This is a genomic window from Mesorhizobium sp. WSM3860 (assembly GCF_002294995.1).
Taxonomy (GTDB): Bacteria; Pseudomonadota; Alphaproteobacteria; order Rhizobiales; family Rhizobiaceae; genus Mesorhizobium.
Genome location: NZ_NSGF01000013.1, coordinates 145,836 through 159,248, shown reverse-complemented (window position 1 = coordinate 159,248; position 13,413 = coordinate 145,836). Strand labels below are relative to the sequence as shown.

Genomic DNA, 13,413 nt, shown 5'->3' with positions numbered 1-13,413 from the left:
TCCATCGGTTGGGGATTGGTCTTCGGGGTTGATTCAGGGAGGTTTTGACCACCTTGAGTAGGGAGAACCGCTGCCCGCGATCGATGTTCCCCACGAAATATTTCGTGAATCCCATACGCCCGACCATGCCGCGACGGCCGGCCGTTCCGCACTGGCGCTTACGCTCGGGGGCCACAGTCCGAACGGTCCCTACGACTGAAGTCGGAGCGGCTGGCGCATTGGGCCCTCGACGGCAACCAAAGCGGACGCTTCGAGTTGTGAGCGGTCGTCGATGGAGTCCCCTTCATCGGCGCCGTTTGGGTGCCCGCCGTTTCCGCGCAAATGGCGGGCATCCAATACCACGGGAACCCACAATCACCGGAACAAGGAAGTCGCGCGGCCGGCTTCGAAAGCGAGACGACGTTTTGACCTTTATTTCTGCAAAGCCCGAGCTGCGAGAGCCTGAAAGCCTGCCCGCGAACGACAATCGCCTCTCCGTCCTCACCGACACCTCGATCCTCCAATTCATCAATGACGATGACGATGTCACCGACATCGCCAGGCGCGCCGAGCGCCTGGGCAATGCCGTGGTGATCGTGATGGCGCTCTGCCTGATCGTTGCGCCGGCGATTTACCTCACCCTGGCCTACGGCCTGTAGCCGGCAGAAAAAAATCGCCGAGCCTTGCGGCTGTCTCGGCCGGCGCCTCCTCGGGAAAGAAATGCCCGCCGGGCATCGGCCCGCCGCTGACGTCGTCGGCCCACTCCCGCCACAGCGCCAGCAGCCCGCCTTCTCCAGCGTACCATTCGGCCAGCGCGCCATGTCCGCTCCATAGCGCCAGCATCGGGCAGCCGATGCGCCGTCCGGCTATCCGGTCCGCATGGTCGTTCTCACGGTCGAGCGTCGCTGCCGCACGGTATTCCTCGCAGATGGCGTGTGCGTGGGCTGGATCGCGAAAGACCTCGGCATAGGCCTGCCGGACCTCGGCGGGAAAGGCGGCAGGCGAGGAGCCCCAGCCAGCCAGCGCATTGTCGACGATCGCATCCGCGGCCGCCGTCATGATCGTCTCCGGCAGCGGCTCGGCTTGCGCCAGCAGCGACCAGGGCCAATAGCCCAGCGCCAGCCGGGCGTCGGCCCTGTCCCAGACATCGGCGGTGGGCACGATGTCGAGCACGGCAAGCTTTTCGACGCGGTCTGGGTGGTCCAGCGCCAGGCGATACGCAACGCGCCCGCCGCGATCGTGGCCGGCGACCATGAAGCGGGCAAAGCCGAGCTTCGTCATCAGCGCCGCGAGGTCGGCAGCCATGGCGCGCTTGGCGTAGGGCGCATGATCCGGATCGGATGGCGGACAGGAGCTTTTGCCGTAGCCGCGCAAGTCGGCGCAGACGACGCTAAAGCGGTCCACCAGCTTCGGCGCCACGTCGCGCCACATCAGATGCGTTTCGGGGAAGCCATGCAGCAGGAGCAATGCCGGGCCGCTGCCGGCAGTCCGGATGAATATCCGCGTCGCGCCCGTATCGACTTCCGCGCTTTCAAAACCGCCGAACATGCTTGGTCTCCGACAGGCGGAACGGCCGCGGGCGGGGAATGGGTTGCTCCGGCCGCGGTTCTCTAGGCTGGTGGCTTCCCGGTGTTCAGCTCCAGGTGGACTGGAGTGTAAGGGACGCCTCGAATATCTGTTCTCTCTTGTCGTTGCGCATTTTGATGGTGATCTTGAGGTTATCCCCGTTCGGCATCTCGTCGCGCGCGACATCCCGCAATATCCTGAGCGCCTCCTTGCGAGCGTTTTCTGGCGAGGAGAAGAGCTGCCCCTCGCTGTCCATTTGAGTGTGCTCGGTGTTGTGCAAATCGAAGTAGAAGCGTTCCATCTGCGAGAGCATCCGCCGCAACCTGGACGTTCAATCCCTGCGCGCGATCATGGTTCCAAAGGATCATCTTGGCCGCGATCTGCTTGCCGCGGCTGGCGGCGTGGTGGTCCGCTGCAACCCGGCCCGGCTCTTCAACGTTAGCCCTTGCAAAATCCACAACGGCGGCCGCGCATGCTGGAACCCCTTTATCTGAACCTGGGTCAGCACGATGCTCTCTCCGAAAGCGAGAAGGCCTTGTTGGCCAGCGCCACATCGGTGGAGAAGTATTTCGTCGCCGGCGAGGATCTCGTTGCCGAAGGATCAAGACCGACCTTCAGCACCCTTATCGTCGACGGGATTGCCGCGCGCTACAAAGTGCTGGAGGACGGCGGCCGGCAGTTCACGGCGCTCCATGTTGCCGGCGATTTCGTCGATCTGCACGCCTTTCTCCTGAAGACCATGGACCATGGCATCGTCGCGCTGTCGCCCTGCCATATCATCGCGGCGGAGCACAGCAAATTGCGGGAAATCACCGAAAAGGCCCCGCATTTGACGAGGCTGCTATGGTTGGACACGCTGGTGGACGGCGCCATTCACCGGGAATGGATCGTGGCCATGGGACGCCGCTCCAAGACCGCGCATCTGGCGCATCTGATATGCGAACTGTTCGTCAGGCTGCAGGCCGTGAAGAAAACGCGGGACATGAGCTTCCATCTGCCGCTTTCGCAGGCCGAACTCGCCGACGTGCTCGGTCTGTCCGTCGTCCATATGAACCGGGTCATCGGCACGTTGCGGCGCATGAACGTCATCAACTGGACCAACCACCTGATCGACATCCTCGACTGGAACCGCCTGGTCGCGATTGCGGAATTCGATCCGACCTATCTCAGCATGAGGAACGAGCCTAGGTGAGGGCGCGTCAGCGCGGCGGCCCTTGGCCGTCGCCAGACCACAGCGCGTCGAGCATCGAGAGCGCCGCGCTAGGGTCGGCCCCCCTCAGGAGACCTTGCCGGGCGGCGGCCTTCTTGAAAGCGTCGAAGGCGACCGCCGGACGGCAGATGCCTGCCATGGCGTCGTCCACCAACCGCGCCGCCGCCAAATAGTCGGGCGCTTCCTTGTTCTTCCAGGCTCCGCCCAACGCGTTCTTTGCGTCGGCGATCGACGAAACCACCATTGAGCCGCCAGTGACGAAGCGGATGGTGAGCGGCAGGAATCTACTCATCCCTGGTCACCATCCAAGCCACTGTTGTGCCCGCCAGGCGAGGCCGGCGAAGGGCGCCGCGGTCACTACCGCTGCCGTCAGGATGAAAAGATAATTGTTGGTCCGAAAGGGTTTCATCGTTGCCACCACATGTTTTTGGATCGTCATAACGAGGATGCCGCCGACCGGTTGCACAGGCAGGCGCTGAAGAAGGCGGGCAAGCTAATTGCTCGCCGGCCGGGCGGGCGGCTGCGGGCGAGACGGCGGGCGCGGACGCGGCCTGAGCGGCACGTCGGTGCGCGAGGATTGGATCGGCCCGGCAGGCCGGGCATCCTGTCGCAGAAATGGCCTGGCCAGTGTGCCGATCAGATTTCGAACGTCCATGGGACTCTCCTCGTAGAGTCCCCCCAAGCTGGTAGCGATTAGCACTCCGGCAGCCATCCGCGCATTTAACTTTGATGTACCTGCGGCCAGGCTCTGCCTTGTCCCCAGGCTCGACCGAAAGCCAACCTTTTCGGCCGGCATGCGTTGTCTCTGTATAGCGTCGTCTCTCGAGAAGGAGATGACGAATGCGCCGGTGCCCCGCCAACAACCAGGTGGCAAACACGGCCAGCAGGGCCGCGTGGCACGGACCGCGGGGTCGACCGCCGCCGAGCCTGCCAAGGCGAACGGCTCTCGCCGATCATCGGCGGTTAACCGAGCCCATAAGGAGGATCCAATGAAGAAAGCACTTCTTGGCTTCGCCATTGTCCTGATGTCGGGCCAAATGTCGGGAATGACTGCCGCGGCGCAGACCCAACTGGAGAATCCGCAGATCGAGGATTGCCAGGTCAAACCGGACGCCAACGCGACCCCCAGTCAGACCGGCGAGCAGCCGAAAGCGCAGGCCGATGATCCATCCAACAACCTAACCGCCAGCCTGGCGCCTTGCGGCGGTGTGCTGAAACCTCCGCCCACCGGAGACAAGAACGCTACGGCTCCGCCGGCCGATACCAGCCAGATGCCGGTGATCAAGCCGGGCGAGGTCCCGCCGCAGACGGCGAAGTAGAACGCCTGATCGGGCTGCCGGGAAACTTTTCCTGCGCGGGCGAGTTAGTGCCTGTGCAGTTCCCGGATACCCGAACTGCTTCCCACAATTGCCGCCCCGGTTCTCCCATCCGGGGCGGTTTTTTGCTGGCTGCGGGCCCGCCACGCTCTGCCTCGGTGCCCTACCTTCTCGGCTCCGAAGCACGGAACCATCGGGCCCGCGCCGAATTGATCTCAGCGGGCCGCGTCAGCCGGACCTGGTGGTAAAGAGAACAGGGTTTGGTTTCTCCGGCTTCACACCCTGGCCAACGAAAAGGCAGTCGAGCTCTTGTCCCACCCGGCCCGCCCAACTCGGGCGTGGGCGCATGGCAAACAGCACAGATTTCAGCAAGGGCCCTGAGCCGCGCAAAGGCATGCCGAGCCCGCGTCTCGGCGAAAGCGAATTCAAGGCACGCTACCTGAGACAATTCTATGATCCGGCCTTCCAGTCGGAGGCGGATGCCGTTGCTAGGCTGGCCGAGATCGCCTGGCAGGCCTACAGCGAAGGACGCAAGGCACCGATCACCAGAAAGGCGGGACAGGGCTTCCACGATCCGGACTACGATCTCTCCGTCGAATGGTTCGCCGCGCACGAAGCGGTCGAAGCGGCACAGCGCCGTTACGAGGACAAGTCCGCGCCGTCCCGCATCCTGCTCATAAACGGCTCCTCGCGCAGCGAGCACACCTGCCCCGGCGAAATGTCGAAAAGCTTCCGCCTTGTCGAGTTGGCGCGCAGCGCCATTGCAGCTAGACCGGGCTTTGCGATCCAGGTTCTCGACCTGGCGCGGCTCGCCTCCGAATACGGCCGCAGGATCTTTCCCTGCAAGGCGTGCTTCTCGACGGCGGCCGCGCTCTGCCACTGGCCATGCTCCTGCTACCCCAATCATTCGCTCGGGCAGATCAATGACTGGATGAACGAGATTTACCCGTTCTGGGTCGAGGCGCATGGCGTCATGATCGTCACGCCGGTCAACTGGTATCATTCATCCTCGCCGGTGAAGCTGATGATGGACCGGCTTGTCTGCGCCGACGGCGGCAATCCCGATCCTTCGCTGACGCAGGGCAAGGATGCCGCGCTCGCCAAGAAGGCCGAGCTTTCCGGCTGGCACTATCCGCGCCATCTCGCCGGCCGGCTGTTCTCCGTCATCGTGCATGGCGACACCGAAGGCGCCGGCAGGGTCCGTCACAGCCTCGCCGACTGGCTGCGCTCGATGAAGCTCGATCCGGTGGGCGAGGTCGCCGAGCTCGACCGCTACATTGGCTACTGGAAACCGTATGCGACGAGCCATGACGAACTCGACGCCGATCATGCCGTGCAGACGGAAGTCCGCAATGCCGCGCTGGCGCTCGCCGAAGCTGTCGAGAAGCGTCGCGCGGGATCGTTCCAGACCATCGGAGCCGGGCTCGAGGATCCGCGCCCCAAATAGCCGACGAGGAGAGATAGCCGACGGGGAAAATGATGCAGCGCTGGTTCCAGGAAGCCTGGGTTGTGCTGAAGGAGAGCATCACCGGCTACGTCAACGACAATGCGCTGAGCCATGGCGCGGCGATGGCCTTCTACGCCACGACCTCGCTGGCGCCGATCCTTCTGATCGTCGTGGCGATCGCGGGCATCGTCATCGGCAACGACGCCGCGCAGCTCGCGCTTTCGGCTGAGTTCGCGGGCGTGATGGGCCCGCAGAGCGCCGAACTCCTCAAGGCGGTGATCGAGACCGCCGCGCATCGCGGGTCCAGCACGCTGGCCACCCTCATCGGGCTGATCACGCTGCTTGTCACCGCCTCCGGCGTCTTCGGCGAGATGCAGCAGTCGTTGAACGAGATATGGAAGGTCAAGCCCAACGGCGTTTCGCTTTCGCGCCTGGTGCGGGCGAGGGCGGCAAGCCTCGGGCTGGTGGCAGCTCTTGGTTTCCTGCTTCTGGTGTCGCTCGCCGCAAGCACGGCGATCTCGGCGCTGAGCGAGGTGATCAACCAACACCTGCCGTTCGGCGAGCTGATCGTGAGCGCGATCAACACGATCGTCTCCTTCGTGCTGATCGCGCTGCTCTTCGCGGCGATCTACAAGGTCCTGCCGGACCGCAGGCTCAAATGGCGCGACGTCGGCGTCGGCTCGATCGTCACCGCGCTGCTCTTCACCATCGGCAAGTCGCTGATCGGCTGGTATATCGGCACCAGCGCCATCGGCACTTCCTATGGCGCTGCCGGCGCCCTGATGGTCGTGCTGGTCTGGGTTTACTATTCGGCACAGATTTTCCTGTTCGGTGCCGAGATCACCCGCGCCTATTCGGTGCGGAGCGGCAGCCGACAGGATCTCGCGCCGGTGGTGGCGGCCAACGCTGAAACGGCAAGGTCAGGCAGGTCACCGAAACCGAGCGTGCCGGACGGCGAGGTCGTCAGTTGGATCGTCCTCAGCAGCCTGATCACGCTGCTGGTCTCGCAGTTCCGGCGCTGGAGGCAGGGGTGACGCTGCTGGCTGCCGATCCGAGGGTTGGCCGTTCTCTGTCTGTCGCTCCTGCTGACGCTTTTCGACTTCGTAGGAAAGCCAGCGGCAGAACATCCCGATGATCGAGGTGGCGGCGCCGCCAAGCAGGCAGGCAATCAGCAGCGGATTTTGCGAAACGTGCTCCCAGCTGACGATTGCCAGCAGCATCACGCTTACCGTTGAGATCGAATAGCCTATGCCCTTGAGCAGATGCAGCGACGATCTGGTCATCTCGGCCGCCTTTCAGGTGCAACAATCGGCGGCAACCGAAGTTCCACGTCCGCAGTGTCCCCCAAGTTGGCTGCCGACCGGCTGCCACACGTCCGGTCGGTCCGCGCCTTGCAAAAAGCGCAGGTCTTGGTTGCGCGGGGTGAGAGGGCGCGATCCATATTCGGTGAGCGGGAGTTGCTTCAAGCGCCGGTCAGCTGCCGATATGATGTCAACGACGCCGGGGATCTTTTCGCCCAAGCCGGTCGAGCAGGACGCGAAGCCGCTCGGGCATCTGCCGTTCGACCCGGAAGAAGGGCCATTCACGCAAATGCCGCCGGAGCGCTTCCGTCGAAAACTGGCGCCTCAGCAGCCAGGCCAGCGCCTCGGTACGACGTTGATTTCGGGCCATTGGCGTGCATGTCCTCTCAACGCCAAACAGACTGGCCTTGACCTTGTTCCGCGCGCGATCATGAATTGCCGCCCCTGGGATGCTGGCGCGGAGTTCCCATTCGTGCGTGCCAGCTCAACGAGGCGCGAGACGACGGCGCAACCTCCTGTGCCCCTGCGCCGACACATTTCTGGTCGCGGGCGGTTGATTGGCAGCGGGCTCGCCGCCGTGTGCAAGCCATGAAACCTTGTCCAGTTGGATGCGTTGCATCACGTGTCAATCGCGGGAGGAAGTCGTCACGATGCCAAAGACAGGACCAGGTTGGGAGCAGGCCTATCAACCGCTCGAATTCGCCCAAAAGCACGGCCTGACCCTGAAGCAGGCTGAGATCGTCATCCAAACCAACGGACCGTCGAAATACAGATGCGATCTCGCCGCTCCGATCTTTCTCAAGGCGCTGAAGCAACTCGCAAAGAATCGAGGGAATAGCACGCCTGGCTAGCAGGCAGCATCAGTGTCGGCTTTTGAGGAACCGAGCTTCGCGCAGCAGCGAAGGCCAGTCGGTTCCGATCAACTTGATCAGCTCGCGGGCATCGTCTTCCGAAATGTTCGCGTCCTTTGCCAATCGGTGGGCGAGCAGTTGGACATCGGCCTCCGTTTGCTGCACCTGCTTTCCATCATTTCCAGCCATAGCGCGCCTCCTCTAGGCAAGAACTTTCGAGGAGGCCGTATGTTTCATTCGCTGGCAATGAGTTCACGGACGACCGGTTTGGACACGCGGAGCTTTGCCGCCGAGCGCCGGCACTGTGCAACCCCGGCCCAAGTCCGGGGGCGGGAACGGCCCGCCGCCCCGCCTACCGCTTGCGCTTTCCGGCGTCGGCAGGCTTGGGCCCGACGCTCACGAGCGCCTCGCGCATTATCCGCAGGGCTTCGTCTGGGGTGAGGCCGCATTTGCGGGCAAAATAGATCGCTTCGGAAGCCTCCGAGCGCGAGGCTGCGGCGATAACGGACAAGGCCGGTCTCGATTTCTTCTTGGCCATCGGTTCACCGTGCCACGAATCGCTTAGTCAACTAATATAGCGTCCCTGTTCTGAAATCAAAATTCCTGGCTTTTGACGCCGCAGCCCCGATCGGGGCTGCGGGCTCATTTTCTATCCAGCGCAGATGTTACCAGCCTTGGCGACTCGCCCAGTCGTCGATGTCGCGGCGGATGCGATCCTTCTCGATGCCGTAGCGCTCTTGGATCTTGCCTTCGAGCTGCTCGCGGTTGCCGGCGATGCGGTCGAGGTCGTCATCGGTGAGCTTGCCCCACTGTTCCTTCACCTTGCCCTTGACCTGTTTCCAGTTACCTTCGACGCGGTTCCAATCCATGGTGCGGACCTCCTTTGCTTTTGCCTAAGAGCTAACGACGGCGCGGGCCGCGGGTTCCTGTTTTTCGACCGGACGCGACGGAACATTCAAACGCTGCTCATGTTCTGCTGCAGTATGGCGCGCAGTCCCCCCTGCACCATTAAGGCACGCTGGCCGACCGGGGATCAGGTGCCCCGCTCCTGCCCGACTCGGTGGCCCAGCTGGGCGGGCTTCGGATGGAGAGACGAGGAGATCATGCTTTACCAGGCAGCGAAGATCGCTGAAGAGGCCCATCGCGGCCAGAAAGACAAGACCGGTCGTCCCTTTATCGAACATCTGAGGCGCGTCGCCGATGCGGTCGAAACGCTTGACGAGAAAACCGTCGCCTACCTGCACGACGTGGTCGAGAAAGGCGAGGGGTGGACGCTCGATCGGCTCGAGGGTGCGGGCTTCGGCTTTCCGGTGGTCGCGGCCGTCGACGCCCTGACGAAAAGAATGGACGAAAGCGAGCACGACTTTGTCTGCCGTGCCGCGTCCAACGCGCTCGCGCTGCCTGTCAAGCAGGCGGACCTCAAGGATAATCTCTGGCAGGCGCACCAAGCGGGCACCGAACCGGGGAAATATGAAAATGGACTGCGCCTGCTGGACGAGTTGACCAGCGACTGACTGGAATTGCTCTAGCCCTTGTCGTTCAGCTGCAGCAGATCCGCCGCCTCGGGTGAAAGAAGCGACCGTTCTCTCAGCGCCTTTTCCAGATCGTTGCGGCTGTCAGCCGGGCAGGCGTCGGGGAGGTCCAGCGCCGTCAGAGCCTCTTCGTCGAACTCGATGGCCCCGCCATAGAGCTGAGCCACCTGCATCACCAGGCTCTCAATATCCTCGCGGGCAATGTTCTCGCCGATATTCATCAGCCTGATTTCTTCCGACAATTGGATGATGTTGACGATGCCGTATTCCCGCAAGGCCTGTTGGACCTTGTGGTGAGCGTCGTTGCGCAAGCGGTCGGAAAATCCTCGTAACATCGGAAAAACCTCCTTTCGCGGGCGGTTCATCCCTCTGCCGGCCATAATGCGCCGACCTCGCCGGGTTGGCAATCAAAAAATGCAAAAAGAGCCAGAAAAATCAATAAGTTAGCATAGACCAAGAAATGCGGTTTCGCCATATCATGGGTACCATTAGCGTCCATTGCCTTTGGTGTCTCGCCTGACCTTGACGTCTTTTGAGCCGAATCCTACTTTTACTGACAGTGAGTGACATACTCATTCGTGTCATTATGGCCTGCGGGAGGCTAGGGTGAGTGAATTGGAGCGGCCGCAAAGGCTGCAGATCATGTTGACGGAAGAGGAGCTGGCGGCAGTGGAGAACTGGCGCTTCGAGAAACGCATGCCGAGCCGCTCCGCCGCCGTGCGCGAGCTTCTGCGAAGGGGCCTCGCCTCCGAAGGTTTCCTGACCGCCGGGACCGGCATGAAGTCGCAGGATTTCGGCGTCCTGGATCCAGCAAAGGGAGATGGCGAAAATCCGGATCCCTCCAAGGCTTAAGCGCTTGCTATGAAATGCAGCCGCGCTAACTAGTGCCCATGGTGACATCCGGGGGCAGGGAATTTGAAGATGCCAGCGCCAATGCGCGTCTGGCCGCCATTGTCGACTCTTCCTTCGACGCCATCATCGGCAAGGATCTGAACAGCATCATCACCGACTGGAACCGCGCGGCAGAACGCATGTTCGGCTACAGCGCGGAGGAAGCCATCGGCCAATCGATGCTGCTCCTTATCCCCGAGCATATGCACGACGAGGAGACCGACATTATCAGCCGCATCCGCCGGGGTGAGGGCGTGGCAAGCCTCGACACCATGCGAAAGCGCAAGGACGGCTCGCTCGTTGCCGTTTCGGTAACGGTGTCGCCGATCAGGACCCTTGCGGGCGACATCGTCGGCGCATCCACGATCGCGCGAGACATCACCGCCGCCAGGGAAAATGAGCGCCGCATCCGGCTCCTGATGCGCGAGGTCAACCACCGCGTTAAGAACCAGTTCGCGGTGATCCTGTCGATGGTCAGGGAAACCAACAAGCGTTCTGCGAGCCCCAGCGAGTTCGAGGAGATGATCCGAGCCCGGATCATGGCGCTGTCGCGCTCGCACGATCTGCTGGTCACCTCGGAATGGGCAGGCGCCAGTCTCTTCGACCTCATCCAGGAACATCTGAAACCGTTCGGTCATGAGGAGCGCATCTCGCTTTCCGGCCCGCTTTTGACGCTGCAGTCGAATGCCGTGCAGAATCTCGGCATGGCCTTCCACGAGCTTGGCACCAACTCGTCCAAGTATGGCGCGTTGGCGGGCGAGGGCGGGCATGTCGAGATCACCTGGACGGTCGAGACCGGCCCGAAGGCGCAGCGCCAATTTCACCTTGTCTGGCAGGAGAGCTCGAATGGCCATGCCGCTGGCGAGCCGGACGAGACGGCGCGCAAGGGTTTTGGCACCGTGGTGCTGCAGCGGGTGGCGCCGCAATCGCTCAGCGGCTCCTCCAGTCTCGAGCGTTCGTCCGGTGCGTTGAAATGGTCGCTGGCTGCACCGCTCGAAGCCATTGTCATGCCACAGCTCGGCGCCGAGAGCGGAAGCGACGTCTACGGATGAGAGCCCGTTCCGAGCCTTTGCCGTGAGGGACGGCTAGCCCGATCCGGCGCGGACTCCGTCAGGACAACCGCGCCGAGCACGATGAGCTTTGCCTAGGTGGCACATAAGCGGACGCAAGGCGCGCGAATCGTGGCTGCCGCGGAAGGTTCCCTTGTCGGGCCGTAAAAATGTATTACATCATGTAACATAGCGTGCGCATTGCACGTGAATGCAGTTGCTTTGGTCTGGCTTCATCGATGGAGGTTGTCATGGCAAGCAAACTGATGGAAGAAAGGAAGAGCAAGGACTGGGTTATCCTGGTCCTCGCGATCTGCCTGTTCATCTCACCCTGGGTCATCGGATTCACCGCGGCAATGATGCCCGCGTGGAACGCCTGGATTGTCGGCGTCCTGCTCGGTGCGCTGGCGCTCGCGACGCTTTCGGTGTTCGCCGAATGGGAGGAATGGGTAAATCTCGTGCTCGGGCTCTGGCTGATCGTGTCGCCCTGGCTGCTGGGCTTCGCGGCGGACAGGAATGTAATGCTCACGCACGTCATCCTTGGCGTGCTCGTGGTAGCGGCATCTGCCTGGGCCGTCTGGGACGTCCGTCATCCCCACGCCCACGCGTGAGAGGTGATTGACCGGGAGCCCGCCGCGCAAGCGGCGAGCTCCTTGAAAAGGCAATCCCAGGAAAAGCGTGCAGCCGGTTTTCCGACCGGAACTGCATGAAAGACCGATCGGGGCACGGGGCTGAGCAGCGGTTGCGACCTCACGCAATTGCTGCAACTGCAAACCTTTTCGTGCATTCTTGGGAATGGCACCGATGCTCCATGCCGATCAGCCTGCCAAATGCTGCTCCTATTGCGGCGGCCGCGATCATGAGTTCGAGGCGTGTCCGAAGCGCAAGGCCGACGCCGAGAAGGAAAAGCCGGCGCGGGAACCCGAGCCGGCCGGCCTTCTGCAAACTGACCTGAGCGCCGCCAAACTGCCAGGGCAGTCTAGCGAGCGTGGCGCTTTAGTTTCGCGGCCTTGCGCAGATCGTCGTTCATCCGCGTCTGCCAGCCGGGACCCTGGGCGCGGTAAGCGCTGACCACATCGGGGTCGAGCTTCAGCGAAACGGCAACCTTCTTGACTTTGGCGCGCGGCCGGCCGGGCTTGCGGCGCGGCAAAGTTTCGGCAGGCTGCGCATCCGGATCGGCCAACGCCGCTGCCCTGATCGCCGCATCTTCCTGTTCGGACATGCGGGAAAGGGCTGCCCGGGCGATGGCGAGGGCTTCCTCGCGGGTGCGCTTCGGCGGGATTGCTTCCCGGTGCACGATCGCGGAGCGGGAACGACTAGAGGTTTTCGACATAACTCTCGATCTCCTTCTTCGTGGCCCGTCGCAGCGAAATCACCCGGATCGTCTCGCCGCGCTCGACATAGACCATCACACAGACTGACAGGCCGATGATCCCGGTGGCGACCAGGCGTTCCTCGCCATAGTCCGCGCTGTCGTCGATAGCGATGATCGCGTTGGCGAAATCGAATTCCGGAGCGAGCGCGAAATCGAGGCCGTGCTTGGCCCTATTGGTCTTGGCCTTTGCAGCATCCCATTCGAAACGCATCGCCCCCGCCGGTCTCGACAATTAACGTATATACTGAAATTACTCTTTGATTGCAAATATTCTTGTACCGCTCATCCCCTCAGCGCATGCGCCGCCGCGTCGGCGAACGAAATGTCTCCCTTGATCTCGCGCATCGCCATGGAGGTGACGGTGCGGCGCACGCCGGGCAGCCGGCTGAGCTCCTCGCGCAGCATCCTGTCCAGCGCCCGCATGTCGACGTTGACGATCTGCAATAGATAGTCGGCCTCGCCGGTCGTGGCGTAGCAGCGGCGGATCAGCGGGTGCTTTCTCACCGCCGCCTCGAAGGCGTCCGACACCTCGAAGTCGATCGACACCTGGATGAAGGCCTCGATGTCGAAACCGATCGCGGCCGGATCGATGCGGGTGGAATAGCTGCGGATGATGCCTTGATCCTCGAGCGCCTTCACCCGTTTCCAGCACGGCGTCTTGCTCAGTCCCACCTCTTTGGCGAGCTCGCCAAAGGAGATGCGCGCGTCGTGCTCGAGTGCTGCCACTATCTTGCGGTCAAGGGCATCAAGCACGATCCGTTCTCCGCTGGTGCCAGAAAGGACGATAATCGTCCTCCACTTTCCGCTATTTGGATAACAGAAAGGAACAATGTTCAAGCCTAAAGCGCTATGCTTGGCTGCCTGCCGAAACCATGCCCGCGCGAGGAGGATGAGCG

Annotated in this window: 20 protein-coding genes; 9 read left to right on the top strand and 11 right to left on the bottom strand. The window is 62.5% G+C overall.

Annotated features, from left to right (window positions below):
• Positions 1–404 precede the first annotated feature (404 nt).
• Positions 405–638, top strand: a complete 234-nt coding sequence (locus CK220_RS20795) for a hypothetical protein (RefSeq protein ID WP_095813314.1) — start codon at positions 405–407, stop codon at positions 636–638.
• Here CK220_RS20795 and CK220_RS20790 read toward each other — a convergent pair.
• Positions 616–1,527: an alpha/beta hydrolase gene (locus CK220_RS20790; protein ID WP_095813313.1), complete on the bottom strand. Its 912-nt coding sequence runs from the start codon at positions 1,525–1,527 to the stop codon at positions 616–618. The genes CK220_RS20795 and CK220_RS20790 overlap by 23 nt on opposite strands.
• Before the next feature lie 85 nt (positions 1,528–1,612).
• Positions 1,613–1,846, bottom strand: a complete 234-nt coding sequence (locus tag CK220_RS20785) for a hypothetical protein (protein ID WP_095813350.1) — start codon at positions 1,844–1,846, stop codon at positions 1,613–1,615.
• Between the two features lie 171 nt (positions 1,847–2,017).
• On the opposite strand from CK220_RS20785, the gene CK220_RS20780 reads away from it, so the two are divergent.
• On the top strand, positions 2,018–2,737 hold the full coding sequence (locus tag CK220_RS20780; RefSeq protein WP_095813312.1) for a Crp/Fnr family transcriptional regulator: 720 nt from the start codon (positions 2,018–2,020) through the stop codon (positions 2,735–2,737).
• Between the two features lie 7 nt (positions 2,738–2,744).
• On the opposite strand, the gene CK220_RS20775 is transcribed toward CK220_RS20780, so the two are convergent.
• Entirely contained in the window at positions 2,745–3,047 is a 303-nt protein-coding gene (locus CK220_RS20775) for a DUF982 domain-containing protein (RefSeq protein WP_095813311.1), read from the bottom strand.
• Positions 3,048–3,744: 697 nt separating this feature from the next.
• Here CK220_RS20775 and CK220_RS20770 point away from each other — a divergent pair.
• The 3 genes from CK220_RS20770 (at position 3,745) to CK220_RS20760 (ending at position 6,552) form a co-directional block, all read left to right on the top strand.
• Entirely contained in the window at positions 3,745–4,074 is a 330-nt protein-coding gene (locus CK220_RS20770; protein ID WP_095813310.1) for a hypothetical protein, read from the top strand.
• A 343-nt stretch (positions 4,075–4,417) separates the two neighbouring features.
• On the top strand, positions 4,418–5,518 hold the full coding sequence (locus CK220_RS20765) for a flavodoxin family protein (protein WP_095813309.1): 1,101 nt from the start codon (positions 4,418–4,420) through the stop codon (positions 5,516–5,518).
• 32 nt (positions 5,519–5,550) lie between these two features.
• Positions 5,551–6,552 carry a YihY/virulence factor BrkB family protein gene (locus CK220_RS20760; protein ID WP_095813349.1) on the top strand — a complete coding sequence of 334 codons (1,002 nt, stop codon included), beginning with the start codon at positions 5,551–5,553 and terminating at the stop codon, positions 6,550–6,552.
• A 457-nt stretch (positions 6,553–7,009) separates the two neighbouring features.
• Here CK220_RS20760 and CK220_RS31535 read toward each other — a convergent pair whose 3' ends face one another.
• The 4 genes from CK220_RS31535 to CK220_RS20740 form a co-directional block, all read right to left on the bottom strand.
• Positions 7,010–7,189 (bottom strand): hypothetical protein, encoded by a 180-nt coding sequence (locus tag CK220_RS31535; protein ID WP_141245185.1) that lies wholly within the window; start codon positions 7,187–7,189, stop codon positions 7,010–7,012.
• A 490-nt stretch (positions 7,190–7,679) separates the two neighbouring features.
• Positions 7,680–7,859 (bottom strand): hypothetical protein, encoded by a 180-nt coding sequence (locus CK220_RS20750; RefSeq protein WP_095813307.1) that lies wholly within the window; start codon positions 7,857–7,859, stop codon positions 7,680–7,682.
• 163 nt (positions 7,860–8,022) lie between these two features.
• Entirely contained in the window at positions 8,023–8,208 is a 186-nt protein-coding gene (locus CK220_RS20745) for a hypothetical protein (protein ID WP_095813306.1), read from the bottom strand.
• 127 nt (positions 8,209–8,335) lie between these two features.
• Positions 8,336–8,539, bottom strand: a complete 204-nt coding sequence (locus tag CK220_RS20740; protein ID WP_066999415.1) for a CsbD family protein — start codon at positions 8,537–8,539, stop codon at positions 8,336–8,338.
• 234 nt (positions 8,540–8,773) lie between these two features.
• On the opposite strand from CK220_RS20740, the gene CK220_RS20735 reads away from it, so the two are divergent.
• Positions 8,774–9,184, top strand: a complete 411-nt coding sequence (locus CK220_RS20735; RefSeq protein WP_095813305.1) for an HD domain-containing protein — start codon at positions 8,774–8,776, stop codon at positions 9,182–9,184.
• 11 nt (positions 9,185–9,195) lie between these two features.
• Here CK220_RS20735 and CK220_RS20730 read toward each other — a convergent pair whose 3' ends face one another.
• A complete protein-coding gene (locus tag CK220_RS20730; protein WP_141245184.1) occupies positions 9,196–9,537 on the bottom strand; it encodes a hypothetical protein in 342 nt (113 codons plus the stop codon).
• A 271-nt stretch (positions 9,538–9,808) separates the two neighbouring features.
• Between CK220_RS20730 and CK220_RS20725 the strand changes: the two genes are divergently transcribed.
• From CK220_RS20725 to CK220_RS20715, 3 genes are all read left to right on the top strand, one after another.
• On the top strand, positions 9,809–10,054 hold the full coding sequence (locus CK220_RS20725; protein ID WP_095813303.1) for a hypothetical protein: 246 nt from the start codon (positions 9,809–9,811) through the stop codon (positions 10,052–10,054).
• Positions 10,055–10,092: 38 nt separating this feature from the next.
• On the top strand, positions 10,093–11,145 hold the full coding sequence (locus CK220_RS20720; RefSeq protein ID WP_095813302.1) for a PAS domain S-box protein: 1,053 nt from the start codon (positions 10,093–10,095) through the stop codon (positions 11,143–11,145).
• Between the two features lie 248 nt (positions 11,146–11,393).
• Positions 11,394–11,753, top strand: coding sequence for an SPW repeat protein (locus tag CK220_RS20715; RefSeq protein ID WP_066999436.1), 360 nt, complete (start codon positions 11,394–11,396; stop codon positions 11,751–11,753).
• 368 nt (positions 11,754–12,121) lie between these two features.
• On the opposite strand, the gene CK220_RS20710 is transcribed toward CK220_RS20715, so the two are convergent.
• The 3 genes from CK220_RS20710 to CK220_RS20700 form a co-directional block, all read right to left on the bottom strand.
• Complete coding sequence (locus tag CK220_RS20710) at positions 12,122–12,475, bottom strand: BrnA antitoxin family protein (RefSeq protein ID WP_245429305.1); 354 nt, start codon at positions 12,473–12,475, stop codon at positions 12,122–12,124.
• Entirely contained in the window at positions 12,459–12,728 is a 270-nt protein-coding gene (locus tag CK220_RS20705) for a BrnT family toxin (RefSeq protein WP_095813300.1), read from the bottom strand. The genes CK220_RS20710 and CK220_RS20705 overlap by 17 nt, the downstream gene beginning before the upstream one ends.
• Positions 12,729–12,799: 71 nt before the next feature.
• Positions 12,800–13,270, bottom strand: a complete 471-nt coding sequence (locus CK220_RS20700) for an Lrp/AsnC family transcriptional regulator (protein ID WP_095813299.1) — start codon at positions 13,268–13,270, stop codon at positions 12,800–12,802.
• Between the last annotated feature and the right edge of the window lie 143 nt (positions 13,271–13,413).

Bases quoted from the DNA above. Each gene is read 5' to 3' on its own strand.
- CK220_RS20775 (WP_095813311.1), bottom strand. From the start codon at position 3,047: ATGAGTAGATTCCTGCCGCTCACCATCCGCTTCGTCACTGGCGGCTCA.
- CK220_RS20705 (WP_095813300.1), bottom strand. From the start codon at position 12,728: ATGCGTTTCGAATGGGATGCTGCAAAGGCCAAGACCAATAGGGCCAAG.
- CK220_RS20760 (WP_095813349.1), top strand. From the start codon at position 5,551: ATGCAGCGCTGGTTCCAGGAAGCCTGGGTTGTGCTGAAGGAGAGCATC.
- CK220_RS20785 (WP_095813350.1), bottom strand. From the start codon at position 1,846: ATGGAACGCTTCTACTTCGATTTGCACAACACCGAGCACACTCAAATG.
- CK220_RS20770 (WP_095813310.1), top strand. From the start codon at position 3,745: ATGAAGAAAGCACTTCTTGGCTTCGCCATTGTCCTGATGTCGGGCCAA.
- CK220_RS20730 (WP_141245184.1), bottom strand. From the start codon at position 9,537: ATGTTACGAGGATTTTCCGACCGCTTGCGCAACGACGCTCACCACAAG.
- CK220_RS20750 (WP_095813307.1), bottom strand. From the start codon at position 7,859: ATGGCTGGAAATGATGGAAAGCAGGTGCAGCAAACGGAGGCCGATGTC.
- CK220_RS20780 (WP_095813312.1), top strand. From the start codon at position 2,018: ATGCTGGAACCCCTTTATCTGAACCTGGGTCAGCACGATGCTCTCTCC.
- CK220_RS20735 (WP_095813305.1), top strand. From the start codon at position 8,774: ATGCTTTACCAGGCAGCGAAGATCGCTGAAGAGGCCCATCGCGGCCAG.
- CK220_RS20765 (WP_095813309.1), top strand. From the start codon at position 4,418: ATGGCAAACAGCACAGATTTCAGCAAGGGCCCTGAGCCGCGCAAAGGC.
- CK220_RS20745 (WP_095813306.1), bottom strand. From the start codon at position 8,208: ATGGCCAAGAAGAAATCGAGACCGGCCTTGTCCGTTATCGCCGCAGCC.
- CK220_RS20790 (WP_095813313.1), bottom strand. From the start codon at position 1,527: ATGTTCGGCGGTTTTGAAAGCGCGGAAGTCGATACGGGCGCGACGCGG.
- CK220_RS31535 (WP_141245185.1), bottom strand. From the start codon at position 7,189: ATGGCCCGAAATCAACGTCGTACCGAGGCGCTGGCCTGGCTGCTGAGG.
- CK220_RS20710 (WP_245429305.1), bottom strand. From the start codon at position 12,475: ATGTCGAAAACCTCTAGTCGTTCCCGCTCCGCGATCGTGCACCGGGAA.
- CK220_RS20740 (WP_066999415.1), bottom strand. From the start codon at position 8,539: ATGGATTGGAACCGCGTCGAAGGTAACTGGAAACAGGTCAAGGGCAAG.
- CK220_RS20720 (WP_095813302.1), top strand. From the start codon at position 10,093: ATGGTGACATCCGGGGGCAGGGAATTTGAAGATGCCAGCGCCAATGCG.
- CK220_RS20715 (WP_066999436.1), top strand. From the start codon at position 11,394: ATGGCAAGCAAACTGATGGAAGAAAGGAAGAGCAAGGACTGGGTTATC.